The sequence below is a fragment of the Companilactobacillus zhachilii genome, assembly GCF_003606365.2.
GTDB lineage: Bacteria > Bacillota > Bacilli > Lactobacillales > Lactobacillaceae > Companilactobacillus > Companilactobacillus zhachilii.
Window position 1 is genome coordinate 340,301 of the sequence record NZ_CP031933.2, and the last position, 26,797, is coordinate 367,097.

Below are 26,797 nucleotides of genomic sequence, written 5' to 3' on the forward strand. Positions count from 1 at the left end.
CGGGCAGGCCAGCAGTGGCGGTGGAGTTAGCGATTTATCGCTTACTCCACAGGACGTATTTTGAAATTCGCGGGTTGTGCGAAGTTCAAAATCGAGGGTCGAGACCTTGGCTCGAGCCGGTCCTCACAGCGGCCTGCCCGTTTTTTCTACCGGAAGCGGCATATTTAATTATCACTTTGAACCTCATCAAAACTTACTGTAAAAATAGAGCCTTGTGGTTGATTGTCCAAAACTTTAATTGAAGCGTTATTGATTTTAACCAATTGAGAAACAATCGATAATCCTAGGCCACTGCCTTTAATTTCGGTCGAATGTGATGTATCCACGCGATAGAAACGTTGGAAGATCAAATCTTTTTTATCGTCAGGTATTCCCATACCAAAGTCTTGAACTGATAGCTCAATTTTTTTATTGATATCAGCAAGTTTCAAAATAATTGGGGCTTTTTCTGGTGAATACTTATTGGCATTATCTAACAATGCGACGATAATTTGTTTTAAAGTATCGGTATTTCCTAAGATATACAAATTCGGAGCAATGGATAGTTGCAACTGATGGTCTAAGGTCTTTTGATATTGCTTACCAAGTTGTTCAGCAATTTCCGATAAATTAACGTCTTCCAAAACTAAATCAGCTCGATCGGCTCGTGATAAATGAAGTAGGTTGGTAATCAAATTTTGCATCCGCAGTGATTCTTCATCAATAAAACCAAGTGATTCGGGGATGACATCTGGATGTTTATCACCATGGCGTTTAATCAGATTGATATTTCCTCTGATTGCAGCAATGGGTGTCTTTAATTCATGTGAAGCGTTGGAAACAAAATCTTTTTCTCGTTGAAGTCGTTGATTTTGTGATGCCAATAATTCATTGAAGGCATTTCCCAATTCTTGAATTTCCTGTGGACTGTCGGGTACTTCAAGTTTTGGCTGATCAGTGTCAGCATCTTTAGCTGTACTGCGAGTTTCCTTGACTAGTTCAATTGTCGGAGCACTCAATTTAGCAGCTAATTGTTGAGCCCACCAAGTCCCGAATCCCAGGGTGACGAAAACGATGATACTAATAATAATTAATAATAGTAACAAACTATTAATTAGCCGGCTCAGACTGGTCCAAAGTTGATAGGTAGTATCGGCATCTTTACGTGTGTAGAAGAGAAAAAGTCCATAGCCTTGAACGTAGACAATATGTTGTCCGGGAAGAATCATGATTTTTCGTTGGCTGATGAATTTTTTAGAAGTTGAAGTAGTCATAATTTCCTGTCCAGCTCGATTGGAAGCAGCCGTGATAGATGACTTTTTAGTTTTAACCCGAATTACGGTATTTTGTTTGGTATGACGGTTATTTTGATTACTCCACTGGATGAAGCCGGGAATATCATCAATGTTGGAACGATATAGGCTCATCATTTGTCCATTAGCTTCGTGAACCGTTTGTGAGTATTGTTGCAGTCCGACGACGACTAAAATGAGCGCGCTAATTGATAAAGTTATGATGATAACTAATTTTCTGATGGCATTATTAATTAATTCTTGATAAGTGGGTGATTTCTTCGTGACTTTCATTTTGTCACATCCTCAATCGAATAACCGACACCCCGAATGGTTTGAATCAAAGGTTTGTTATCTTTGCCATCAACTTTATTTCGTAAATAGCCGACATACACATCAACAACATTTTGTTGACCGAGAAAATCTTCACCCCAAACATTGTCTAGCAATTCATCACGTGTGAAAACTTGTCCAACATGTTGTAGGAAGAAAAGTAGTAAATCGTATTCTCGACGAGTTAATTGAACGTTTTCATCGTTTCGTGTCACTTGATGTGATTTAGTATTCAAAACTAAGTCGGCAATCTGATAAGTTTGATCGGGTTCAGTTAAGTGTTCAGCTCGCCGTTGAATAACACGTACTCGGGCCAGAAGTTCTTCAATTTCAAAAGGTTTCGTTATATAATCATCTGCACCGTTATCAAGACCAGCAACTTTGTCACCGATATAATCACGAGCAGTCATCACAATAACAGGGACTTGGTCGTGTTTACGAATCCGACGGAGTACCTCCATACCATCAAGTTTGGGAAGCATCCAATCTAATAAAATCAACAGTAATTCATTTTGATGTTTTCCATATAAATCCATTGCTTCAGCACCATCATTAGCAATAATGACATCGAAATCTTCAAACTGAAGTTCCTTACTAACGTAGCTAGACAGACTACGCTCATCTTCAACAATTAAAATAGTGTTTTTCATTTAGAAATCTCCCGAAAGTGGTTTTTAAAAGGTGGGGGCCGCCTCTGGGAGCAAGAAATTTAGGTCGCTATGGGGACCGATTCGAGCCAGAGTGCGGTCTCGAATCTCGATTTTGAGCCTTGCACAAACCGCAAGTCTCAAAAGTCGTCCCGTGGTGTAAAGGCTAAAGCCTTAACGCCACTTGCACAGCAACCAAAATTTCTTGCTCCCAGAGGCTAAGGTATTGTTAATTCTGCCACAGCCTTTAGACTTTTAATTATTATAGTAGGAAATGAACCTTAATACTAACTAAAAAAACAAACTAAAGAGTAATAATTACTAATTATGATATACTTGTTTGTATTGAAGTAGAATCGTTGGTAGATTGTAGAAGTTGAATTCTTCAATCGAATTTTCTTTATGGCAATTTGACTATTTGTTAATAACGTAGGAAGAAAAGTTATTTTATGAAAATAAACTAGTCGGAAGGAACCAGAAATTTAGGTCGCTGTGAAGGTGGCGTTAGCACTTTAGTGCTTACACCACGGGGCGAATTTTGAAACTCGCGTATTTTGCGAGGTTCAAAATCGAGACTTGAGACCGTCCTTTGGCTCAAGTCGGTCCCCATAGCGACCTAAATTTCTGGTTTCTGGAGACGGAATCGATTAATGAACACGTTAAGAGAGGGGATAAAAATGGACAAAGCAATTGAAGTATTAAAACAAAATAATTATAAAATCACGAAACAACGGACTGACTTGATTGATTTTTTACGGAAATTTACGGTCCAATATGTTTCCATTAACGATATTGCCAATTATATGCGCTCACTTTACCCGGGGATGAGTAACAATACTATTTATCGGAACTTAAAGGAGTTTGCCGATATTGGTTTGGTTGAGTATCAGGAAAAAAATAAGACTTTGGTGAAGTATCAATGTGATTTTTCACATCGTCACCATCATCACTTTGTTTGTAAAAACTGTGGCAAGGTTACGGAACTAAAGGCTTGTCCGATGGAGTTCTTTGCTGATCAATTACCTGGATATACGATTGAAGGTCATGCGATTGAGGTTTATGGACTTTGTGCTGACTGTACCAAAAAATTAAAAGCTTAAATTTGTTAAAGATTGAATTTCAAATTACTGAAATTCAGTCTTTTTTTTCTGAAAAACCGCTTGCAGAATATATCGAAACGATATACTATTTAAAACGAGAAAGATAGGTGTTAGGAATGTACGAATTATTTATTCTGGGGCAATTGATGGACCATTCGATGACTGGTTATAGTTTGCGGAAGGCTTTCATCGCTATTGCTGGTGGTGATCAGGCGATTAGTTTTGGAACGTTATATCCGCTGCTGGATAAGCTCGAGCAAGCTCAAGAGATTAGTTTGAGTTTTAAAACGGTTGATAATAAACGTCCACAAAAGTTAGCAACGATAACTGACAAGGGCAGGAATCATTTTTACGAACTAATTAATACAACGGTTGCCATTAATAAGCAAACGCAATTGACCTTTTTAATGAAAGTAAATTTCTTACACTTATTGAATCAACAGCAACAAGTTTTTGTTCTAGAAGATTTTCAAGATTTTTCAAAAGACAAACTGCAACATCTTCAGAGACGTCAGGCTGATTTAAAAAATAATAAACATATGGTGCAGGCTGATATTGATGATGTGTTGCTTGTTAAACAGTTACAAATTGCTTGGACTCAGACCCAAGTAGATTGGGTATCACAACTTTTAAAACAAAGAAGAGAGGCTTAACCTGATGGACAGTTTTGCTAAAGATCCAGAGATTCAAAAGCATCGTTGGTTGATTTTGATTGCCGTTTGTATGTTTACTTTCATGTCAACCTTGGACGGAAGTATCGTCAATATCGCTTTACCAGTGATGAGTAAGGATTTACGTATTCCGATGAGCCAAGCGGAGTGGGTCGTTTCCATTTATTTAATTGTTATTTGTGCACTATTATTATTATTCGGAAAACTCGGAGATGCCTATGGTAAGATTCGAGTTTTCAAAATTGGGACAATTTTATTCACGATTGGTTCATTGCTTTGTGGACTGAATTCGGGGTTAATGTTCTTGCTAGGTGCTCGTACATTACAAGCTGTTGGGGCTGCTATGACGATGAGTACGAATAACGGAATCATTACTGAAGTTTTCCCGTTTAATGAACGTGGTCGAGCTTTGGGAACGATTGGTTCGTTTGTGGCTTTAGGTAGTATTGCTGGACCAGGTGTCGGAGGATTGATTTTGGCCCATTTGCATTGGGGCTATATCTTTTTAATCAATGTACCAGTGGGAATCATTGCGATTTTGTTAGGTATGAAAGTTTTACCTAAAGATATTACTTTATCGAAGCAGAAAATTGATAAAACTGGTTCTTTCTTATTTGCCCTCGTGATGGTGACTTTGTTTGCAGGAGTCTTTTTAGGACAGGAGATAGGCTTCATTAAAATCGGCGTTTTGGCTTTATTTATTATTGCTTTAGTTTCATTTATTGGTTTTATCAAAGTTGAATTACACGTGGAGCGTCCAGTATTAGATTTACAGATTTTTCGAAACACTAGTTTCACCATTAGTATCTTCTGTGCCTTTTTAATTTTTGTAGCTAACTTTTTCTTTAACGTGATTTCGCCATTTTATTTGGAAAATGCCCGTGGATTAGCTGCTAATTATGCAGGTTATGTATTGATGACCTTTCCAATCGTTCAAGTAGTTGTAGCACCAATTGCCGGAGCGGTTTCAGATAAAATCGGTCCTAAGTTATTGACATTTATCGGTCTGATTCTAATTTCTATTAGTCAAATTGGTTATATGTTCATGAGTTTGGCAACACCAATGTGGATCTTCATGCTCTTCGTTGGTTTAGTCGGTTTGGGTAATGGTATTTTCCAAGCACCAAATAACACGATTGTCATGAACTCGGTTGAAGTTAAAGATTTAGGAATTGCCGGTGGAATCAACGCTCTAGCTCGTGAATTAGGAATGATTATCGGTATTTCTGTAGCAACCACGGTTTTATTTTCATCAATGAGTCACACAGCAGGGCATACTGTAACTTCATATATCCCATCTCAACCGGGATTATTTATTTCGGGAATGCACGTAGCTTTTATGGTTTCTTTGATAATTTGTTTGGTTGCGACCGTAATTACTGGTGTTCGTTTGTTAAGAAAATAGAAGTGTTCGTCGTAGTATGATTTTAAAAATTAATTCAATAAAATAACGGCTCTAGCAATCAATTGGATTACTGGAACCTTTATTTTTTTGTATAGGCAGTAGCTTCCAAACGAGCTACACAAGGGTAACTCCCTCCGCTTTTCATAACTTGATAAATCACCCGCAAAACCAGCGGGCAATTCATCAAGTTACGAAAATGCTCAGGAGCTGACCGCCCTTGTTCCGCTCTCTCTCTTTAGTAGAAAAAATTTTATAGAATTTTATTCAAAAAGAGCGATTACAAATGACGGATAAAGATGTAATAATAATCTCTACTAGGAGAAAAAGTGATGAAAAAAACTCTAATAGTTCTAGCGTTATTAGTCTTTGTTTTACCGTTATCCGCATGTGGAGTGAACTCTGGAAGTTCAAGCAATCAACATCAAGCGTCGAAAACTAAACCCAAAGTTAAGAGGGACGAAGCTTTAATAAAAAAGAATCAGGCAACGTGGGCTAAGTTGACCAAGGATGCTGAAGTTGTTAAAACTGATGCTTACAGTGGTGATAGTATTGTTCCAACTAAATTATCAGATTTGAAAAAAGCTGGTGATATCGTCAAAGGTACGGTTTATAATTTGGAACAAATGGATGCTCCAAAAAATATGGCTTTTACTAAAGCCAAAATTCGAGTTGATCAAGTTTTGAGTGGTGATAAGAGCCTAGTTGGTAAAGATTATTACGTTGTTTTACGTGGTGGTTTGACGACAACCGACTCTTATTATGCTGATATGAATCGGACAAAAGAAGTTGATCACGATATTTTGGTTGAGAATCCAGAAGCGCCATTGCCCAAAATCGGAACGCAATTCATAACAGTTCTAGATAAAAATAATTTGGATAGTGGTTCGGAGTATAGCCAAATTTTAATGAAGAGTGGCTTTACTAAGAAAAATTCACGACCAATTTTTGATGAGCAATTTAGTTTCTGGGTTAAGGATAAATCTGGAAAGTATATACTCAATAATCCCAAGGCCAGCACTGATTTAGAGGATTTAACTTGGAGCATTAATCACGAGTTTAAGTAAGGGTTCCGCCTCCAGGACCAAGAAAATTAGGCCGCTATGAGGACCGCTCGGAGCCAAGGTCTCCGAGCTCGATTTTGAACCTCGCAAAAAGCGCTAGTTTCAAAAGTCGTCCGTGGTGTAAAGGCTAAAGCCTTAACGCCACTTTCACAGCGACCTAATTTTTTTTGTTCCTTCCGGCTAGTTTGTTGTTTGTTTTGGATGAATACTAATAGTTAAAATTATGGGTCAAAATTGACCAGTACTGTACGTAAAAAAATCAGTCTTGAGAATTTCTAATTTCTCAAGACTGATTTTTTAATGTGTTAATTTCCAATTCTTATAACTTAATCCACAGAAATAGGCCAAAACTTCAAATGTTGAAATAAAGAATGTCACTGGCCAGTTAGTAATGAAGGCTAAATATAGTCCTAACCAAACGCCGATTAATGATAAGCCGACGGAAACTAAAATCATTTTTGGGACTGAATGAACCAAGTATTTAGCAGTGGCAGCTGGTAGGGTTAGTAAGACAAAGACTAGCAATGAACCAACTATTTGGGCCCCGATACTGACGCTTAGTGCTAGAGTGACTAAGAAAGTGATGGATAATAATCTTGTTTTTAGTCCCGCTGCTTGAGCACCTAAATGATCGAAGGAGTCAAAGGCGAGTGGTTTATAAAATACAAGGAATATTAAAATGACGAATAATGCTAAAATCATCAATTGTTTAACTTCGTGACCGCTGATACCAACGATACTTCCGAACAAAATATTTGTTGCATAACTGCTTGATTGAGCTGATAGTGATAAAAAGAGGATTCCTAAACCAATAAATAACGAGGAAATGGCACTAATCGAGGCTTCACGTCTGGAAGCTTCACCACTTAAACTGCCGACGGCAATCGAGCTGACAAGGGTAAAGATAATCATCCCGGCTAATGGTGAAATACCAATCAGGATTCCAAAAGAAGCTCCGGCAAAGCCAATTTCTGACAGTGTATGTGATAAAAATGACATATTACGTGAAACGACGAAAACGCCCACTAGACCTGCTGTAATAGCGATGAAGGTACTAGCAATAAAGGCTTGTTGCATAAATTCATATCCAAACATAATTAACCCTCCATCTCGAACATTTTTTCAGAAACATCGTTGATATCAATCGATTCAATCGTTTTGTTTTTGAAAAGGAGAGCTCGACTAGTATATTTCTTTGTTAATTCGTAATCATGAGTAATAAAAATTACTGTTAGGTGATATTTTTGATTTAATTCTTGAACGAGATCCATCAATTGCATTTTGACTTCAACATCTAAACTAGCAGTCGATTCGTCTAAAATTAAAACTTGGGGATTATTTAGTAAAGCTTGGGCAAGGTAGGCTTTTTGTTTTTCACCACCAGAGGCCAGACCCAGCGGACGGTCTTTGAGAGTCGTAAGATGCGTTTTTTCCATAATAGTCTGAATCAATCCGTTATCGAGCTTACGTTGTTTGGGACTAAATGTGAATTTAAGATTTAGCCGCACGAATTGCTCAATACTGAGCGGATAATCGAGGTCAATATTTCGAAATTGGGGAACATAGCCAATGGTTTGTTTGGAAATTTGCAAATCACCACTGGTCTTTGATTCTAATCCCATCAAAATTTTAACGAGGGTAGTCTTTCCTGAACCATTTGGTCCAACAAGACTGATAAATTCACCATCATTAATCGTAAAATTCAGATTTTCAAAAACTAATTGTTTACCAAATTTTTTTGTTAAATTGTTTGCTACTATCATTGTTGATTCTCACTTTGTAAAATCTTATTTAAGGCTTGGTATTGTGAAAGCATCCATTCTGTATAAGTTTTACCCTTAGGCAAAGTTTCGGTTACGTTTAGAACAGGGATGTTATTTTTCTTTGCTAAATCAACCAAATTATTGACTAGCTTACTATCAGTTTGGGTATTGAGCACCATGAAATTAATCTGTTTATTTTTTATACCTTTATGCATTTCTTGGATAACATTTGGGGTAGGATCGGTGCCGTTTTCCACAGCTTGCTCAAATTTTTGATTTGCTACCTTGAAGCCCATTGCTTGAATTGAATAATCAAAAACAGGTTCAGTCACATAAACATTTTTGTTAGACAATTTGGCAGAAGTGTTTTTCAATTGACTTAATTCTTTTTGAATCGGTTTGAGTGAAGCAATGTATTCTTGAGCATTTTGTTTAAAATAAGCCTTGTTCTTAGGATACTTTTTGGCTAATTGATCAGCCAAGTAATTAGCGTAATCAGGCATGGTATTAGGATTGTACCAAATATGAGGATTATCACCAGTCTTCTTATGCATGACATTTTCACCAATCTTGATGTAAGTGCCATTTTTGCTGAGCTTATTCATCCATTCATCATAGCCAAGACCGTTAGCAACTGAGAAATCAGCTTTACTGACCGTTTTAGCGACATCAGTTGTTGGTTCATAGTCATGCGGATCAATGGCTGGATTATTAATAATAGAAGATACAGTTCCCTTGTCACCGACAACAGCCTTTGCGACTTCGGCGTAAAAATCAGTCGTGGTTACGATTCTTATTTTTGATGAAGAATCTGAAACTTTTTTGTTAGAGCAACCTGACAAAATTAGAATAAAAGCAAGTAAGCTTAGAATGATTCCTAAAAATTTATGTTTCTCGATAGTCATTAAATCTCTCCTTAATGATAATTAATACTATTTAACTCTAAACTAACGTACTTCAAAAGTAAATGGTAAATTTTATCATTTGAGAATGCTGCTAACTGGGGTCATCTCTAGGAGTGATAATTTAAGTAACTATGAGGACTACATGGAACCTAGGTCACATGGTTCGACTTTGAGTCTTGTCTTAGACACTAAAGTTTTAGAACAGTATCTAAAGGGGAAGGCTTTCAAAATAAATGTTAATATGGTGTGCTAGCTTTTCAAAACGTAAAGATAGTAATTACCGTATATTTCAAATTTATATAAAAAACAACAAATAAACTAGCCGGAAGGAGCAAGAAAATTAGGACGCTGTGAAGGTGGCGTTAGCACTTTAGTGCTTACACCACGGGACGAACTTTGAAACTCGCGTACTTTGCGAGGTTCAAAGTCGAGGCCTGAGACCTTGGCTCAGGCCGGTCCCCACAGCGACCTAATTTTCTCGCTCCTGGAGGCGGAATCTCAAAGCATATCAAAAAAACTAGCTAATTTTTATCCTGGTAAATCCAGATAAAATAGCTAGTTTTTTTGATTTAATCGATATTCTTTTTTAATTCCAAAATGTTTTGTTTAATATCATCACGAACATCGCGGTATGCTTGGGTGATTTCGGCTTGAGATCCGGTAGCTAGGGTTGGGTCGCTAATAGGCCAATCTAGCCAACGAGTGTTTTTAGGCAGAGCACTTTTGTCACGTGCTTCACCGCTCAGTGTTACCACAAGATTTGCCTGTTTAAGAAGAAGGTCATCAATCTTTTTGGATTTTTGTTGAGAAATATCAACGTTATCTTCAGCCATAACTTTGACTGCTTGAGGATTGATATCTTCTGCCCGGACTCCGGCACTTTGAACATTCCAATCGGGTAAGAACTTTTTGGCGTATCCTTCAGCTATTTGTCCACGACAAGAATTTCCACTACATAGAAAATATAAATTATTTGTCATTTTTAATACCTAGTTTGATTTGACATTCAGGACAGAGTCCATAAACTTCCATGTGATTACCGGAAATCATGTATCCGGAGATCTCTGCTGTCTTATTCTCGAGATTCTTTTCAGTATCGCTGAAGCCAGGATACGTAACGTCTACAATCCGTCCGCAATTAGTACAAATAGCGTGATAGTGGGGTGAACCGAAGTAATCGTAGTGGGTACTGCCATCACCATTTTGTAATTCCACGACTAAATGATGGTCAACAAAAGTGTTCAGAGTATTATAAATCGTAGATGAGCCTATGTTTGGTAATTCTTTACCAAGTCCATCACGGATTGTTTCCACAGTTGGATGATTATGATGGCTGACTAAATAAGCCAGAATAATGTGCCGCTGGGGAGTAACTCGTAGCTTATGATCCTTTAGAACTTGTAGTGTTTCTTCCATTACAGCATTACTAGCCATGAGCAATCTTCCTTTCTAACTAAGAATCATTACAAGTTGATTATATTACTTAAACTTAGACAATTCCAAATAATCTAACTATTTTTCATAAAAAACGGTTAATTGTTTACTTTTAATAACTAGTGAAGTATTATGAATTCGTTAGCAAGTGAGAACCATTCCAATGTAACTTACAATTAAGGAGTGAAGCAAAATGCCTAAGGAAAAGAAGAAACAAAGTTTAGCAGAAAAAATTAATGTTATGCGTGCTAGTGTTATGGGCGCCAATGATGGAATTGTATCAGTTGCCGGAATTGTTGTTGGTGTCGCTAGTGCTCAAAGTAACAATCGAGCTATTTTCTTAGCTGGTATTGCAGGTATGTTAGCTGGAACTATCTCTATGGCAATGGGTGAATGGGTTTCTGTAAGTACTCAACGTGATACCGAAAAGCGTGCTTTGGAAAAAGAATCTACCGCGCTTGATGGTCATTATGAAGAGGAATTTAATTTCATTCGTGATAAATATCAAGCCACAGGAATTTCGAATGAATTAGCTACCCAGGCGACATCAGAAATGTTGAGTGAAGATCCAATCGACGTGGCAGTTCGTGAAAGATATGGTTTTAATCCCAAAGAAAAAACAAGCGCGATTGCGGCTGCCATGGCTTCGATGATTTCTTTTCCAACAGGATCAATTTTGCCACTTGTCTCAATTACAATGTTTCCTCAAGATATTAAAATGATAGCGACGGTGATTGCAGTTATTATTGCGTTATCAATTACTGGTTATATTGCTGCAGCTTTGGGTGGAGCTAATCGCTTGAAGGCAGTAATTAGAAATGTGGTATCAGGATTATTAACTATGTTCGTAACTTATGCGATCGGTTCGCTGTTTGCACATTAGGGAGTGAAGAGAAATGAAATCTATGACAATGTCTAAACCAAAGAAACAAAAGAAAACAATGGCAGAACGCTCCAATACTTTACGTGCTGGTGTTTTGGGATCAAATGATGGAATTTTAACAGTTGTCGGGGTACTATTCTCAGTCGCTGTTGCTACGACAAATCAATTTACGATTTTTATCGCGGGTCTTTCGGACCTCTTAGCATGTGCTTTTTCAATGGCTTCAGGGGAATATGCCTCAGTTAGCTCCCAAAAAGATACTGAACGAGCTGCAATTGAAAAAGAACGTGAGTTGATAAAAACTGATTTTCCAGCCGAACTAGCAGTTGTAGCTGACTACTATGTTGAACGTGGCGTTACACAAGAAACGGCCGATAAAATTGCTGCAGAATTGATGAAAAAAGATGCTCTAGGAACTGTTGTTAAAGTGAAATATGATTTGCAACTTGGACATTATATGAGCCCTTGGGATGCAGCTTTTTCTTCACTAGTTTCCGCAGCATCAGGTGGTATTTTTCCATTAGTTGCGATGACCTTTTTGCCAGCTTCAATTCAATGGCCTGGCACTATCTTAGCCGTGACCTTATCAGTTGCTTTGACAGGTTTCTTGAGCGCTAAGTTGGGTGATGGTTTAGTCAAAACAGCGATGATTAGAAATATTATTGTCGGTTTGATTACGATGGCAATTCACTATTCAGTTGGTTTGATGCTTTAAAGAATTAAATTATGCCGCCTCCAGGAGCAATGAAATTAGGTCGCTATGGGGACCGACGAAAGCCAAGGTCTTTCGTCTCGATTTTGAACTTCGCAAAGTACGCGAATTTCAAAAGTCGTCCCGTGGTGTAAGCACTAAAGTGCTTACACCACCTGCATAGCGACCTAATTTCATTGCTCCTTCCGGCTAGTTTATTCGTTGTGCTAGTTCAATTATTAGAGTGTCAGAATCTTCAACACTTATCTATGTAAATCAAAAAGGCCAAGCTACTCATTTTTTTGAGTAACTTGGCCTTTTCTGTTTTGAACGGTTTATTCTTAATGGATTATAGTTTTTACATAAACTTTTCTAGTGCCATACGGAACTTTTCTTCTGGTTGGTAGCCGACCATGCGTCCAACAACATTACCATCTTTCTTAATGATAAATGTTGGGATACCTTGGATACCAAAGTTATTTGGTGTGTCAGGGTTGTTGTCAACGTTCATTGATGTGAACTTAATCTTGTCGCCTAACTCGTCATTTGAAGATAACTTCTCCAAAATAGGGTTCATCATTTTACATGGAGGACACCAGTCAGCGTTAAAATCGGTGATAACTAGTCCCTTACTTGTTTCGTCATTGAATGTCTTATCTGATAATTCTGTAATATTAGCCATCATTCAAATCTCCTTCTCATTACTATGCCAATAATATACCCCCTGGGGTAAAATAAATCAACCAATTTGTTTTGCTTCTGGGGAAGGACGCATTCGGATACGATAAAATGGTCTGCTGTGGGACTGGTCTGAGTCAAAGTCTCAGTTCTCGGTTTTGAACTTCGCATAAACCACGAATTTCAAAATGCGTTCTGTGGAGTAAGAGCTAAAGCTCTAACTCCACTATCACTGCTGACCATTTTATCGTATCCGAATTAAGGTATAAGTTATACTTTAATAGGGAATATAGTTTACTCGAAAATTTACTGATGATTAAAAAAATAAAGCAATTATTTGCTACCCCGTACCCGCATGGGTATAATTATGTAAACAAATTAATTTGGGAGGTCGGAGTATGTCTCAAACACCTGAAGAGTCCGCCGCAGCTAGAAAAAAGATTACTAGTCGTTTGAAACGATCAAGAGGACAACTTGATGCTGTTTTAAGAATGATGGACGAGAATAAGCCTTGTGATGATGTTTTGATGCAGTTGTCAGCTGTTAAATCTAGTGTCGATAAGGCTATGAAATTAGTTATTGCACAAAATATTCGTCAAAATACTGATTGTAAAGATGCACAACAATTGGAAGATTTACAAAAATCATTGGATTTGATGTTAAAAACTAAATAATCACTAATACGTGCGGTGGTGGTTAAATATGCCGCCTCCAAGAACAAGAAAATTAGGTCGCTATGGGGACCGATTCGAGCCAAGGTCTCGAATCTCGACTTTGAACCTCGCAAAGTACGCGAGTTTCAAAGCTCGTCCCGTGGTGTAAGCACTAAAGTGCTAACGCCACCTTCACAGCGACCTAATTTTCTTGCCCTTTCCGGCTAGTTTATTGTTTGGTTTGGAATCAATAGTAAATAAATTTTAGGTATTATTTTGATATGAACGACTAGAACGATAGGATATGGAGTATATTCTGAATCTTTTGACTTCAAAAATGATTTCAAATCCATAGTCAAAAAATCAACTAACGCCACGAGTTCACAAATATGTTTATATTTGATAACTTCATTTATTCTGTAGGATAAACAATATATAGTGTACAAAACTCAGAATAAGATAGTAGTCGGAAGAGGCGAACAAGGTTAATTGGCTGTGAAAGTGGTGTTAGGACGACCGCTTTTTGTCGTTCTTACAGTACCGGGCGCGTTTAAGACTTGCTGAACTTGCAAGGCTTAAACCGAGCTTCGAAACCTTGGTTCGAAGCGTTCCGCATAGCCAATTAACCTTGTTCGACTCTGGAGACGGAATATATAAACCTCCAAGACTTTGAAAAAAGTTTCACTTAGTTTACCAATTGTACCCAAACTCACCGAGAAAGGTGTTATATTTGACGATAGTAAACAAGTTCAAATATATGCAAAAGGGATGATGGTGAATGTCTAGTTTACCGAGAACACTTAAATATATTAGTTGGTTTGAAGGTGAAATCATTACGATTGATTTCGGCAGATCGGTTGATTTTGATCCTAAGGCGCACGCTGAATTAGCTCAAATTGGTCGTTGGATTGCTTCTGATGATCAAACAAAGTACTACTTAGCTTATAAGGTAGGAAAGATTTATCCGGATAAGATTATTAACCGGGTTTTGGGTGATTTGAATTTGAATGGATATGAATTGATTCACAGTGCTGCTAGTTATGCATAATGAAATTATAAAAAAGAACTAGATATTTTGTCTGGATATATCATTCAGATAAAAAATATCTAGTTCTTTTTTAACGCTATGACTAGGTTTGAGAAGGGAGCAAGTTTCAATTGCAATTTTTCATTACTGAAATGTAACGAAACGTTGATTCCAAATATTTTCAAAAAATGAAATTGTATTTTCGGCAATCATGTAATCGTTGTCGAAGGTGGTTGTCATATCATGTTCCATAAATATTTTATAGCCAAGACCGTGGGCCATCACAATGGTGGCGTTACAACAGTATTCAGTTTGAGCACCACAGAGTTCGATTGAACGGACGCTATTTTGCATTAAAACTTTATTTAAATTAGTTTGATAGAAGGCATTGGGATGGAATTTCTCCACCACGATGTCTTCTTTTTGCTTATCCAACTTACCAGATAATTGCCAGAGGTCACTGCCACGGACAACATCTTGATCATTGTGTTGTATGAAGATAATTGGTTTATTAGATTGGCGATATTGTGAGATTCGATCGTTAATATTATGAACGAGTCCATTGAAGTTATAGCTATACTGCAAGGCTTTTTGCATATCGACGATGATTAAAGCATCAGCTAATTCTGGCATAATAACACTTCCCCTAAAAGATTTTCTAGACTGAGCGTACCATGATGATTTAATTTTTGAAAGCGACATAACTAAAAAATGTCTCATATATCATTTTAATTCGCGTGGTGCTAATTATTTATATTATGGATATATGCCGTCTCCAGATTCGGACAGTGGTTACTGGCAGTGCGGAACGGCCCGAGCCACGGTCTCGGATCTCGGTTTAAGCCTTGCAAGTTCGGCAAGTCTTAAACGCGTCCGGTGCTGTAAGAACGACAAAAGCGGTCGTCCTAACAGCACTTTCACTGCCAGTAACCACTGTCCGAATCTTCCGACTAGTTCTTTATTAACCCAAGAATATCTTGATACCTCAAATACTTTTCATGGTTTTTATTACCGCTTTAATAGAATTATGGAATAACCATGCTCTTAAAATACTTATCCGTATTAGAATATATTCCATATCCCATAATTCTAGTCATAATACTTAAAATTATTTCAAATTAAAGGATGAACTAGCCGGAAAGAGCAAGGAATTTTGGTCGCTGTGCAGGTGGCGTTAGCGCTTCAGCGCTTACACCACGGGACGACTTTTGAGACTTACGATTCTCAGTAAGGCTCAAAATCGAGCTTGGAGACCTTGGCTCCGAGCGGTCCCCATAGCGACCAAAATTCCTTGCTCTTGGAGGCGGCAGAACAAGTATCAAGCGTAATTGATTATATCCCGGGTTAATGGAAAGTTAACTGATGCTAACATTTGCAGATGAATAATAGTTTGCCTTATAATTGCTGAATAAAATATAAGGAAAAAAATAATGAAAAAATTAAAAATATTTTCTGTTATTATTGGTTTGATTTTAGTGGTTGTTTTAGCTATTGGTGGTTTGTTTGTTTATCGAACTCAGCAATCATTGAATTCTTTAAATACTAATAAGAATAGTGTTTCAAAAAAGATTGATCAGAGTAAGCCTTTTTCCATTTTATTATTAGGGGCTGATACTGGGACTGATGGTCGTGTGGACCGTGGAAACTCGGATACGATGATGCTTTTGACGCTCAATCCAGCCAAGAAGAAGACGGTGGCTTATTCGATCCCACGTGATGCTTTAGCTGAAATGATTGGTGACAGTCCCAAAAATGTTCAAAAAATCAATGCAGCTTATAATATTGGCCTATCAAAGATGGCTAAAAGTACTGTTGGTAATTTGCTAGGAGTACCTGTTGATTATCATGTGGCTATTAATATGGAAGCTTTGGAGAAAACCGTTGATTTTGTTGATGGCGTGACAATAAAAAGTCCAATGAATGTTTCATTTGATGGGGTAACTATCCCTAAGGGGACCCACCATTTGAATGGTAAAGAGGCTTTGACATATGCTCGGATGCGTTATCAAGATCCTCGAGGCGATTATGGACGTCAAGTTCGTCAGCAACAAATTCTTCGAGCAGTCGTTAAAAAGCTTGAACAACCAAAATATATCGTGAAAGTGCCTGATTTAATTAAGAAATTGGGTAACGATATTAATACTGATTTAACGACCTCTGAAATTGATCAACTAATTTTGAAGTATCACAGCAGTGCTAGCAAAATGGAATTCAATCAAATCCAAGGGAAAACAGCTTGGATAAATGAGAGCTCGTATCAAATTTTGCCAACAGATACGATGCAAAATGCTTCAAATAAATTACGTGATAATCTGGGCTTAGAACAACAAACTTTAGATAATACCGAAACACGTTTGAATGCCAAAAATAAAACATTTTTTGCTAATGAAGATGATATTAATTACAATACTTTCGATTTAGATACAGTTCATTACACAGAAAATACATATTAAAATAGAAGATTAAAGGCTAGATATTTTTTTAGGATTTATGCAAAAAAATATCTAGCCTTTTTGATTATATTCAATTTCATGTGATGTTCTGGTTTATTCAAAACAACGAATAAACCAGCCGGAAAGAGACAGAAAATTAGGTTGCAGTGAAGGTGGCGTTAGAGCTTCAACGCTTACACCACGGGACGAGTTTTGAAATTTGTGTACCTTGCAAAGTTCAAAATCGAGATTGGAGACTGCTCTTTGGCTCCAATCGGTCCCCACAGCAATCTAATTTTCTGTCTCTTGGAGGCGGCCTATTATTATTTCCGCAGCATATTTATCTTTCGACTTTTGGCTAGTTGATTACAATGTAATATCAGCCGTTAAGCGACTTGTCTGGTAAGGAAAACGTGATTCAGAAATTTCAAATGGCTGACCATCATCAAGATAGCTTAATTGGTTAATAACCAGTACGGGTTCACCAATTTTTTTAGCAATGCCGGTTTCAACGTCAGTTTCGTCGGCTTTATCGGCACGAACGATTCGGTGGGTTCCTTCAATACTTAGTCCTTCTTGTTGTAGGTGACCGTAGATTGATTTTTCCAAAATTTCTTCAGTTAAGGTTGTGATTGCTGTGGGCATAATTGTATGTTCATAAGCAAATATTTTTCCATTAACGTAACGAACACGGCGGATGACGTAGACGGGCTCAGTTGGCTGAATAATTAGTTTATTAGCTTCTTCAGTAGTAGGAATGCGTGCTGATAATTCTAAAACTTTACTAGTAACTTTTTTACCTTGATTGGTCATGGTAGCCCCGAAAGGTTTGTCGATTGGTGAAACTTTTCCAAAATTATCGCTGTGTTGGTTAGGGACATAGTCTTTACGAACATAGGTGCCAGAGCCACGTTTTGAATAGACCATACCTTCAACCATCAATAATTGGAGTGCTTTGTGGACAGTAATTCGTGTTGTATTGAACTTTTTAGCAATTTGATTTTGATCGGGCATCAGTTCACCCGGTTCATATTTGCCGTTTTGAATTTGAACTCTTAAGGTGTTCGCAACTTCCTTATATTTGTATGCCATAAATATCCCCTAGACCATTTCAATACTAGTTTAGCATTAATGAGTAATAATTTCCGTCTCTTTTAAAAGTATATACTTATTATTAATGAGTCATTTACATTATATAGTTTTGTGGTATGCTGAAAGCGTATTCAAAAGAGAGGACGGATAAATCATGACGAATAAATTGCCAGAGGATTTCTTTTGGGGAAGCTCTACTTCTAGTATGCAAACTGAGGGTGCTTGGAATATAGATGGTAAAGGAAAATCTGTTTATGACATTAAAGAAGCAACCGAAAATACTTCTGATTGGCATGATGCGATTGACGAATATCACCGTTATGAAGAGGATATCAATTTGATGGCTAACCAAGGAATGAACTTTTATCGGTTCCAAATTTCTTGGAGTCGGGTTGATCCGGATGGCGATGGCAACTTTAATGAAGCGGGAATTGAGTTTTATGATAAGTTGATCAATGCATTATTGAAACGTAATATTACGCCAATGATTTGTCTGTATCATTTTGACATGCCGTTAAAATTAGCTGAAAAGTACAATGGCTTTTTGTCACGACCAGTGGTGAGTGCTTTTGTCAGATATGGTACGGAAATGGTCAAACGTTTTGGTGATCGAGTTAAATATTGGATTACCTTTAATGAACAAAATTTATATCACACGAGTGAAGTTTTCAAAATATCTGGTTATATGAAAGGTGACCAAACGATTGATGAAATGTATCAAATTAGTCACCATGTCATGTTGGCCCATGCAGGAGTTGCTAATTATATTCATCAAAAAACTGACTGTTTAATTGGTGGAATGTTGGCTTATAGCGAAGTTTATCCTGCTACACCAAATCCTAGGGATGTGTTATATGCCCGCCAAATCAATGAATTTTTAAATCGTAACTTATTAGATGCTTTCGTTTATGGTCGCTACTCACATGAAGTAATGACCTATATTAAAAATCACAAAATTGAGATGGACTACCAATTAAATGACGATGAGGCTTTGATTCAAGTTACATCAGACTTTTTAGCATTTAGTTATTATCGTAGTGAAACAATTAGTGCCGATGAAGTGCCAGATGGAACAGTCCCTAATCTATATTTGGATTATGGTGCTAAAGAAAATCCATTTTTACAAACGTCAGAGTTTGGTTGGCAAATTGATCCATTAGGTTTCCGAGATATTTTGACCAAAGTTTATAATGATTATTGTGTGCCAATGTTTCCAATCGAAAATGGTCTTGGCGTGCGTGAGAAGTATGACGGTTCGGAAATCCAAGATGATTATCGAATTAATTATATGCGCGACCACATCCAAGCAATGAAGGATGCCATTTTAGAAGATGGTGTTGAAGTATTAGGATACTTAGGTTGGGGATTGATTGACATTCCTAGTTCTAGCGGTAATATGGATAAACGCTATGGAACAGTTTATGTTGACCGAACTAATCATGATTTGAAAAAGATGGAGAGAATTCCTAAAAAGAGCTATTGGTGGTTGAAACAAGTTATTGAAAGTAATGGCGCTGATTTAGACAATTTGACTCCAGCTGCGGTTGATAGTTAAATATGCCGCCTCCAAGAGCAAGAAATTTTGGTCGCTATGGGGACCGGTTGGAGCCAAGGTCTCCAACCTCGATTTTGAACCTCGCAAGAACCGCGAGTTTCAAAAGTCGTCCCGTGGTGTAAGCGCTGAAGCGCTAACGCCACCTGCACAGCGACCAAAATTTCTTGCTCTTTCCGGCTATTTTTTTTAATCAACTAACATCACACGCTTTTTTAATACGATGTGACTGATTAAATAAGGGATGCATTATTTTAAATTGAATATAGTTAAACAGGCTAGATATTTTTCGGAACTTACTTAGGAAAAATATCTAGCCTTTTTATGGTCGATTCTATGACCTGGTAAGGGGTAGAAATTCAGGAATTGGATTGCTCCTTTTTTATTGAAAACAAACTAAATAATTTCATGAAAATTTATCATATCAGATTCTGAAGACATCTGTTCACCCTTGATAGACGGCTAAAAATAATGTGAGAATAATCACAAAAATGGTTGTTTCAGTTAAATGTAAGCGTTAACATGAAAATGCAATGAGTTTTGGAGGTGGGTAAAAATGATGTCTATTGAAGATATGAAACTGGAACAACGATTTGATAATCCGGTTACTCTGCACGATATTAAAAAAGCGGCAAAATTGATTCATCAAGTTGGGCGAGTGACGCCTTTGATTCAATCAATGTTTTTAAGTCGAGATGTAACTGGTGGTGAGGTGTATTTGAAGCTTGAGAATATGCAACTGACCGGTTCATTTAAATTTCGCGGTGCTTTTAATAAGATTAATCATTTAAGTGCGGCCGAAAAAGCTCGTGGCGTTATTACTGCTTCTGCGGGTAATCATGCTCAAGGGGTGGCTTTGACGTCTAAATTGTTAGGAATTAAAGCCATCGTTGTCATGCCAAAGGGTGCTCCTTTAGCAAAACAGCAAGCTACTTCTGGCTATGGAGCTGAAGTTATTTTACATGGTGATACCTTTGATGAGGCACATCAATTTATGGAGGAGGAAGCCACTAAGAGCGGTTATACCATTGTTGATCCATATGATGATGTTGATGTCATCGCTGGTCAGGGTTCAATAGGATTGGAAATTTTGAACCAGCTGGCAGATGTAGATACAGTGATTGTTCCCGTTGGTGGCGGTGGCTTAATCTCAGGTATTGCAACAGCCATCAAAACTGTTAACCCCGCAATTCATTTAATTGGCGTGCAATCAGAAAAGGTTCACGGAATGACAGCATCCTATCAAGCTAATGAAATTACAACCTTTGGGGCAGGAAAAACTTTGGCTGATGGGACGGCAGTAGCGACGCCTGGAAAAATCACTTTTCCCATTACGAAACACTTGGTGGACGAAATGATTTTGGTCAATGAAGATGAAATTGCCACGGCAATGAAAGATTTATTGCAGCGAGCTAAAGTCGTTGCAGAAGGTGCAGGAGCACTACCCACAGCAGCATTAGAAGCACATAAAATTGATTCTTGTTGGCTTGAAAATAAGAAAATTGTGGCGTTAGTTTCTGGCGGTAATGTTGATCTTGAACAAGTTGCAACAAATATTGATCAGTTTGTGTGAAATGTGTCGCCTCCAAGAGCAAGAAAATTTGGTCGCTATGGGGATCGCTTGGAGCCAAGGTCTCCCAGCTCGATTTTGGGCCTTACTGAGAACCGTAAGTCTCAAAAGTCGTCCCGTGGTGTAAGCGCTGAAGCGCCAACACCACCTGCACAGCGACCAAAACCTCTTGCTCTTTCCAGTTAGCTTATTTAAATCAATAGTTAACAATTTTTATTCATTAGTGGCTGAAGTAGCGGGTGAGAGAGAATTAATCATAATAAGGGTGTTTTAAAAATTTGAGAACGCGTATCATAAATGATATAAAGATTTTTTTAATTGGGGGATAAAAAATGACAGAACTCGATCGATTTGAAGCATCAGCTTGTACATCAATTATGGTAGGAAAAAAAGCTTCCATGGACGGAGCAACGTATATTTCTAGAAACGAAGACCGTATGTTGGCTATTGAACCTAAACGTGTCATCGTTCAACCAGCTGTTTCTGGACGCCATGAAACTTATGTCTCACCTTATAACAAAATGACTGCACCTTATCCAGAAAGTGGTTACCGCTATACTGCAACGCCAAGCACTAACCAAAAGACTGCTGGTCCTAATGAGGAAGATGGGTTTAATGAGAAAAACGTTGGAATGAGTGCAACTGAAAGTGTCTATGCTAATGAAAAAGTTTTAGCATTTGATCCATATGTTAAAAATGGTCTAGCTGAAGATTCTTTGGCAACCTTAGTTTTGCCATATATTGATTCAGCACGTGACGGTGTGAAGTATTTAGGTGATTTAGTTGCTAAATATGGTTCCGCTGAAGGTAATGGATTGCAATTCAACGATAAAAACGAAGTTTGGTATATGGAAGTTGTTACCGGACATCAGTGGGTTGCCGTTCGAATCCCTGATGACTGTTACGCTGTGGCTGCCAATCAAGTGGCTATTCAGGATATCGATTTTAATGACCCAGAAAATTATATGTGGGCTGATGGAATTCAAGAATTTGTTAGTGAAAATGATTTGAACCCTGATTTTGACCGTTGGGACTTTAGACACATTTTTGGAACAGATACAGAGCAAGATCACCATTACAATACGCCAAGAGTTTGGTTTGCCCAACGTTATTTGAACCCATCAATTGAACAAGACCCAGAATCACCAGAAATACCTTTTATCAGAAAAGCTGAGAAGAAGATTGCAGTAGAAGATATCCAATATATTTTGAAGTCCCACTATAATGAAACAAAATATGACCCAATGGGAAGTGGCTCCGACCATGATAAACGAACATATCGTGCCATTTCATTATCAAGAACCGCTAACTCACACATTTTACAAATGAGAGATTCAGATAAGAATGGAGCTGCTGGAGTAGAATGGACTGGATTTGGAATCCCAAGCTTCTGCCCCCACGTACCATTTTTCACCAATGCCAATGATATTGACGAATCCTACAGCTATACACCAGATAAATTAGATATGAAGAGCGCCTATTGGATGTACGAAACCTTAGCAATGGTCGTAGAATCACATTACAAAGAATTCGTAGAGCCAAACCTCGATTATCAAAAAGAGTTGTCATCATGGGCCAGAAGAAAGATTGCTGAAGTAGACAAGAAAGCAGTCACAATGAGAGGCGATGCATTGACAGATTACTTAACAGAACAAAATAAAGAAATCATCAAACATTATAACGACGCAACAAAAGCCCATATTGCAGATTTGATTACAAAAGGAACCGAATTGTCGAAGTTAACATTTAAGATGGATCCAAATCTGTAGAGAGCGCAGATGGGGCGCCCAGCTCCCGAGCATTTGCATGACTTCACGAATTATCCGCGTACTTTGCGGATGATTTGGGAAGTTAGGCAAAGCGGAAGGAGTTGCCCCATCGTAGCTCGTTTTAGAGCCGCTGCAGTCATATGGTCTAAAAAACAACTGCATATATACAAAAGTAACGACAAATACCCCACAAAAAAATACCTCCCAAACCAACAACCAAGGCAGGTGTAAAAGGTATTTGTCGTTTTTTATATAAAAGATATGAAATACCACTCGACCATAATCGAAATCAACTTTGAGAATCGAATATTAAATCTGTCATATCAAAAAAATTATCTTTACAAAAGTGGATTTTAAATTATAGAAATTAGTCGGAAGAATCGAGAAAGCTTACTGGCAGTGAAAGTGGCGTTAGAGCTTGCCACCGGGCGTGTTTGGAGACTTGCTTGCAAGGCTTCAAACCGAGGTCTGAGACCTTGGCTCAGGCCAATCCGCACAGCCAGTCAAGCTTTCTCGATTCTGGAGACAACATATATAAAATCCAATAAATAAAAATAATAATGAATTAACCCATCAATAATTGTAAAATCTAGTTATTGAATACAAAGAGGTACAAAACCATGAAGGATATACGTTTTAAGAGTGTTTTTGACATTATTGGACCAGTAATGGTTGGACCCAGTAGTTCACATACTGCTGGAGCTGCCAGAATTGGAAAGGTGGTCCATGATATCTTTGGTGAAAAGCCAGATAAAATTACGATTGATTTATATGAATCTTTTGCCAAAACTTACCGTGGCCATGGGACTGACGTTGCCATTGTCGGTGGTCTTTTAGGTATGGAGCCAGATGATGAGCATTTGGCAGATTCGCTAAAGATTGCTTATGAACAAGGTATCAAAGTGGCTTTTGTACCAAAAAGTGACAAAGTCGATCATCCAAATACAGCTAAGATAACGCTAGTTAAAGGCGACCATGAATTATCCGTGACAGGCGTTTCAATCGGTGGCGGTAATATTCAAATTTCTGAAATCAATGGATTTAAGATGTCTCTTAGCTTGGGAACACCGACCTATATTACGGTTCATCAAGATATTGCGGGAATGATTGCAAAAGTAACTGATGTTTTCTTAAACTTTAATATCAATATTGGAACAATGACGGTTACTAGAGCTTCAAAAGGTGAAAAAGCAATTATGATTATCGAAGTTGATGAACGTCGTGATCGACCAGAAATTTTGGAGAAACTCAAAGCTTTGCCTCATGTCGATAATGCAACATATTTTGAATAATAAGGGAGTTCAAGATGTTTTATACAATTAAGGAATTAGTTGAAAAAAGTGCCAATTATGATTCAGTTGCTGACTTGATGGTTCAAACTGAGATGGAAAATACTAGTCGCAGTAAAGAGTTTATTCGTTCGCAAATGGAACGTAATTTGGAAGTTATGGAAAAATCAATTAAACAAGGTATTGCTGGAGTTAAATCCGTAACCGGTTTGACTGGTGGGGATGCAAAATTGATGGATACTTATATTAAAAAAGGTGATTTTTTAAGTGGTGAACCAATTTTGGAAGCCGTTCGTAACGCTGTGGCGGTCAATGAAGTTAATGCCAAAATGGGCTTAATTTGTGCTACACCGACAGCCGGTAGTGCCGGAGTTTTGGCCGGAGTGCTAGTGGCGACAAGGGATAGGCTTCATTTAACACGTGATCAACAAGTTGATTTTCTCTTTACGGCGGGAGCATTTGGATTGGTTATTGCTAACAATTCATCAATCGCTGGAGCTGAAGGTGGTTGTCAGGCTGAAGTCGGTTCGGCTGCTGCCATGGCCTCGGCTGCTTTAGTTTGTGCTAAGGGTGGAACGGCCCAACAAGCTGCTGAAGCAATTTCCATCACACTTCAAAATATGATGGGACTTGTTTGTGATCCTGTGGCTGGTTTAGTTGAAGTACCTTGTGTTAAACGAAATGCCCTTGGTTCTTCACAAGCAATGATTTCGGCCGACATGGCTTTAGCAGGAATTAAGAGTGTTATTCCAGTTGATGAAGTTGTTGAAGCAATGCACAAAGTTGGGCAACAGATGCCTTCCATTTTTAAGGAAACCGCTGAAGGTGGTTTAGCTACAACACCAACAGCTTTGAAATTGAAAAAAGAAATTTTTGGAGATTAGAATAAATAAAAAGAGGGATTTTAATTATGAGACAACATACACATATGGCTTGTACATCAATTATGGTCGGTAAAAAAGCTGCAATGGACGGTGTGAATTACATTGCCCGTAATGAGGATAATTTTGTAGCCAACTGGCCTAAGCGTTTTATCGTGCAAGTTGCAGCAAAGAATCGCCATGAAACTTACACATCACCTTACAATAAATTGAGTGTTGAGTTACCAGAAAATGGCTATCGTTATACCGCTTCACCCGATGCCAATCAAGATGAGGGTTGGTATGAAGAAGATGGTATCAATGAAAAGAATGTTGGTATGAGTGCCACTGAGAGTGTGACAGCAAATGAAAAAGTTTTGGCATATGATCCATTGATTGAAAATGGTGTCGCCGAAGATTCGATTACCACCTTAGTTTTGCCATATATCGATTCAGCACGTGACGGCGTAAAATACTTAGGAAACTTGATTGCTAAGTATGGTTCGACTGAAAGTAACGGAGTAGAGTTTTTTGATGAAAATGAAATTTGGTATATGGAATTAGCTACGGGACATCACTGGGTGGCTATTAGAATTCCGGATGATTGTTACGTTATAGCGGCTAATCAAATTGGAATTGAAACGATTGATTTCAATGATCCTGACAATTACATGTGGTCAGATGGTATCCAAGAATTTGTTAGCGAAAACGATTTGAACCCTGATACCGATAGTTGGAATTTCCGCCATATCTTTGGAACAAGCACCAAACAAGACCGTCATTACAACACCCCACGTGTTTGGTATGGTCAAAAAGTTTTGAATCCTTCAACTGAACAAGACCCTGAATCAAATGATTTACCATTCTTGAGAAAACCAGAGAAGAAAATTTCTATAGAAGATATCCAATATATTTTGGCATCACATTATAACGAAACAAAATATGATCCAATTGGTAGCGGTAGTGAAGAAGACAAGAAACGTTATCGGGCTATTTCATTATCAAGAACAGCAAATTCCCATATTTTGCAATTACGAGATTCTAAGAAAACAGCCGCTAATGCAGTGGAATGGAAAGCATTAGGAATCCCAAGTTTCACACCATACGTACCATTCTTTACTAATGCAGATGATATTGATGAATCATACAGTTACGTGCCAGAAAAGTTGGATATGAAGAGCGCTTATTGGATGTATGAGACCTTATCAATGATTGTTGAAAGCCATTATAGCGACTTTGCGACCGATAATTTAGATTATCAAAAAGAATTAGCTTCATGGGCTAGAAGAAAATTGGCCGAAGTTGATAAAGCAACAAAAGGAATGACAGGCCAAGAATTGACAGATTACTTAACCGAGCAAAATTATCAAATAGCCAAACATTTTAACAATGCAACGAGGGACCATATTGCAGATTTAATTACCAAGGGAACTGAATTGTCGAAGTTGACATTTAAGATGGATCCAAATCTGTAGAGAGCGAAGACAGGGCGTCCAGCTCCCGAGCATTTTCGTAACTTGATGAATTGCCCGCTGTACTTTGCGGGCGATTTATCAAGTTATGAAAAGCGGAAGGAGTTGCCCTGTCGTAGCTCGTTTTAGAGCCGCTGCAGTCATATGGTCTAAAAAACAACTGAATATATAACAACAAAAAAGCCACTGAATTCTAAAAAAATTCAGTGGCTTTTTCCATACTCAGAATAAAGCAAATT

Annotated in this window: 26 protein-coding genes; 15 read left to right on the forward strand and 11 right to left on the reverse strand. The window is 37.9% G+C overall.

The window, feature by feature from the left end; translation table 11 throughout:
• Positions 1-164: 164 nt before the first annotated feature.
• Together D1B17_RS01485 and D1B17_RS01490 are read right to left on the reverse strand one after the other, a co-directional pair.
• The gene (locus tag D1B17_RS01485) at positions 165-1,565 is read right to left on the reverse strand and encodes a sensor histidine kinase (RefSeq protein WP_120143491.1); all 1,401 of its coding nucleotides are present in this window, start codon (positions 1,563-1,565) and stop codon (positions 165-167) included.
• Positions 1,562-2,254 carry a response regulator transcription factor gene (locus D1B17_RS01490; RefSeq protein WP_120143489.1) on the reverse strand — a complete coding sequence of 231 codons (693 nt, stop codon included), beginning with the start codon at positions 2,252-2,254 and terminating at the stop codon, positions 1,562-1,564. The genes D1B17_RS01485 and D1B17_RS01490 overlap by 4 nt, the downstream gene beginning before the upstream one ends.
• 674 nt (positions 2,255-2,928) lie before the next feature.
• On the opposite strand from D1B17_RS01490, the gene D1B17_RS01495 reads away from it, so the two are divergent.
• The 4 genes from D1B17_RS01495 to D1B17_RS01510 all read left to right on the forward strand — a co-directional run bounded on the left by D1B17_RS01495 (position 2,929) and on the right by D1B17_RS01510 (position 6,491).
• Complete coding sequence (locus D1B17_RS01495) at positions 2,929-3,351, forward strand: Fur family transcriptional regulator (RefSeq protein WP_120143486.1); 423 nt, start codon at positions 2,929-2,931, stop codon at positions 3,349-3,351.
• Between the two features lie 116 nt (positions 3,352-3,467).
• Positions 3,468-4,004, forward strand: a complete 537-nt coding sequence (locus D1B17_RS01500) for a PadR family transcriptional regulator (RefSeq protein WP_120144319.1) — start codon at positions 3,468-3,470, stop codon at positions 4,002-4,004.
• Positions 4,005-4,008: 4 nt separating this feature from the next.
• Complete coding sequence (locus D1B17_RS01505; protein ID WP_120143484.1) at positions 4,009-5,427, forward strand: MFS transporter; 1,419 nt, start codon at positions 4,009-4,011, stop codon at positions 5,425-5,427.
• A 329-nt stretch (positions 5,428-5,756) separates the two neighbouring features.
• Positions 5,757-6,491, forward strand: coding sequence for a hypothetical protein (locus tag D1B17_RS01510; protein WP_120143482.1), 735 nt, complete (start codon positions 5,757-5,759; stop codon positions 6,489-6,491).
• Positions 6,492-6,785: 294 nt separating this feature from the next.
• On the opposite strand, the gene D1B17_RS01515 is transcribed toward D1B17_RS01510, so the two are convergent.
• From D1B17_RS01515 to D1B17_RS01535, 5 genes are all read right to left on the reverse strand, one after another.
• A complete protein-coding gene (locus tag D1B17_RS01515) occupies positions 6,786-7,583 on the reverse strand; it encodes a metal ABC transporter permease (protein ID WP_120143479.1) in 798 nt (265 codons plus the stop codon).
• Between the two features lie 2 nt (positions 7,584-7,585).
• On the reverse strand, positions 7,586-8,251 hold the full coding sequence (locus D1B17_RS01520) for an ATP-binding cassette domain-containing protein (protein ID WP_120143477.1): 666 nt from the start codon (positions 8,249-8,251) through the stop codon (positions 7,586-7,588).
• Complete coding sequence (locus D1B17_RS01525) at positions 8,248-9,156, reverse strand: metal ABC transporter solute-binding protein (RefSeq protein ID WP_120143474.1); 909 nt, start codon at positions 9,154-9,156, stop codon at positions 8,248-8,250. The genes D1B17_RS01520 and D1B17_RS01525 overlap by 4 nt, the downstream gene beginning before the upstream one ends.
• A gap of 569 nt (positions 9,157-9,725) precedes the next feature.
• Complete coding sequence (locus D1B17_RS01530) at positions 9,726-10,136, reverse strand: arsenate reductase/protein-tyrosine-phosphatase family protein (RefSeq protein WP_120143471.1); 411 nt, start codon at positions 10,134-10,136, stop codon at positions 9,726-9,728.
• A complete protein-coding gene (locus D1B17_RS01535) occupies positions 10,126-10,590 on the reverse strand; it encodes a Fur family transcriptional regulator (protein ID WP_120143469.1) in 465 nt (154 codons plus the stop codon). Before D1B17_RS01535 ends, D1B17_RS01530 begins: the two co-directional genes overlap by 11 nt.
• Before the next feature lie 193 nt (positions 10,591-10,783).
• On the opposite strand from D1B17_RS01535, the gene D1B17_RS01540 reads away from it, so the two are divergent.
• Both D1B17_RS01540 and D1B17_RS01545 read left to right on the forward strand, forming a co-directional pair.
• Positions 10,784-11,473, forward strand: a complete 690-nt coding sequence (locus D1B17_RS01540; protein WP_120143466.1) for a VIT1/CCC1 transporter family protein — start codon at positions 10,784-10,786, stop codon at positions 11,471-11,473.
• A gap of 13 nt (positions 11,474-11,486) precedes the next feature.
• On the forward strand, positions 11,487-12,188 hold the full coding sequence (locus D1B17_RS01545) for a VIT1/CCC1 transporter family protein (RefSeq protein WP_120143463.1): 702 nt from the start codon (positions 11,487-11,489) through the stop codon (positions 12,186-12,188).
• A gap of 334 nt (positions 12,189-12,522) precedes the next feature.
• Here the strand turns inward: D1B17_RS01545 and D1B17_RS01550 are convergent, their stop codons facing one another.
• Positions 12,523-12,849: a thioredoxin family protein gene (locus D1B17_RS01550; protein WP_240704426.1), complete on the reverse strand. Its 327-nt coding sequence runs from the start codon at positions 12,847-12,849 to the stop codon at positions 12,523-12,525.
• 391 nt (positions 12,850-13,240) lie between these two features.
• Here D1B17_RS01550 and D1B17_RS01555 point away from each other — a divergent pair, with 391 nt between their 5' ends.
• Positions 13,241-13,516, forward strand: coding sequence for a metal-sensing transcriptional repressor (locus tag D1B17_RS01555; protein ID WP_120143459.1), 276 nt, complete (start codon positions 13,241-13,243; stop codon positions 13,514-13,516).
• A 203-nt stretch (positions 13,517-13,719) separates the two neighbouring features.
• Here D1B17_RS01555 and D1B17_RS12825 read toward each other — a convergent pair whose 3' ends face one another.
• Positions 13,720-13,848 (reverse strand): hypothetical protein, encoded by a 129-nt coding sequence (locus D1B17_RS12825; protein ID WP_276606945.1) that lies wholly within the window; start codon positions 13,846-13,848, stop codon positions 13,720-13,722.
• 425 nt (positions 13,849-14,273) lie between these two features.
• On the opposite strand from D1B17_RS12825, the gene D1B17_RS01560 reads away from it, so the two are divergent.
• Positions 14,274-14,543, forward strand: a complete 270-nt coding sequence (locus D1B17_RS01560) for a hypothetical protein (protein ID WP_120143456.1) — start codon at positions 14,274-14,276, stop codon at positions 14,541-14,543.
• A gap of 123 nt (positions 14,544-14,666) precedes the next feature.
• Here D1B17_RS01560 and D1B17_RS01565 read toward each other — a convergent pair whose 3' ends face one another.
• A complete protein-coding gene (locus D1B17_RS01565) occupies positions 14,667-15,155 on the reverse strand; it encodes a cysteine hydrolase family protein (protein WP_120143454.1) in 489 nt (162 codons plus the stop codon).
• A gap of 797 nt (positions 15,156-15,952) precedes the next feature.
• Here D1B17_RS01565 and D1B17_RS01570 point away from each other — a divergent pair.
• Positions 15,953-16,975 carry an LCP family protein gene (locus D1B17_RS01570; RefSeq protein ID WP_120143452.1) on the forward strand — a complete coding sequence of 341 codons (1,023 nt, stop codon included), beginning with the start codon at positions 15,953-15,955 and terminating at the stop codon, positions 16,973-16,975.
• A gap of 345 nt (positions 16,976-17,320) precedes the next feature.
• On the opposite strand, the gene D1B17_RS01575 is transcribed toward D1B17_RS01570, so the two are convergent.
• Complete coding sequence (locus D1B17_RS01575; RefSeq protein ID WP_120143449.1) at positions 17,321-18,046, reverse strand: GntR family transcriptional regulator; 726 nt, start codon at positions 18,044-18,046, stop codon at positions 17,321-17,323.
• 154 nt (positions 18,047-18,200) lie between these two features.
• On the opposite strand from D1B17_RS01575, the gene D1B17_RS01580 reads away from it, so the two are divergent.
• From D1B17_RS01580 to D1B17_RS01605, 6 genes are all read left to right on the forward strand, one after another.
• Positions 18,201-19,601 (forward strand): glycoside hydrolase family 1 protein, encoded by a 1,401-nt coding sequence (locus D1B17_RS01580; protein WP_120143447.1) that lies wholly within the window; start codon positions 18,201-18,203, stop codon positions 19,599-19,601.
• 571 nt (positions 19,602-20,172) lie between these two features.
• Complete coding sequence (tdcB, locus tag D1B17_RS01585; RefSeq protein WP_120144316.1) at positions 20,173-21,171, forward strand: bifunctional threonine ammonia-lyase/L-serine ammonia-lyase TdcB; 999 nt, start codon at positions 20,173-20,175, stop codon at positions 21,169-21,171.
• 329 nt (positions 21,172-21,500) lie between these two features.
• Positions 21,501-22,937 carry a C69 family dipeptidase gene (locus D1B17_RS01590; RefSeq protein WP_120143444.1) on the forward strand — a complete coding sequence of 479 codons (1,437 nt, stop codon included), beginning with the start codon at positions 21,501-21,503 and terminating at the stop codon, positions 22,935-22,937.
• 620 nt (positions 22,938-23,557) lie between these two features.
• Positions 23,558-24,229: an L-serine ammonia-lyase, iron-sulfur-dependent subunit beta gene (gene sdaAB, locus D1B17_RS01595; protein WP_120143442.1), complete on the forward strand. Its 672-nt coding sequence runs from the start codon at positions 23,558-23,560 to the stop codon at positions 24,227-24,229.
• Positions 24,230-24,243: 14 nt separating this feature from the next.
• Entirely contained in the window at positions 24,244-25,110 is an 867-nt protein-coding gene (sdaAA, locus tag D1B17_RS01600; protein ID WP_120143440.1) for an L-serine ammonia-lyase, iron-sulfur-dependent, subunit alpha, read from the forward strand.
• 26 nt (positions 25,111-25,136) lie between these two features.
• Positions 25,137-26,561: a C69 family dipeptidase gene (locus D1B17_RS01605; RefSeq protein ID WP_120143437.1), complete on the forward strand. Its 1,425-nt coding sequence runs from the start codon at positions 25,137-25,139 to the stop codon at positions 26,559-26,561.
• Positions 26,562-26,797: the final 236 nt, after the last annotated feature.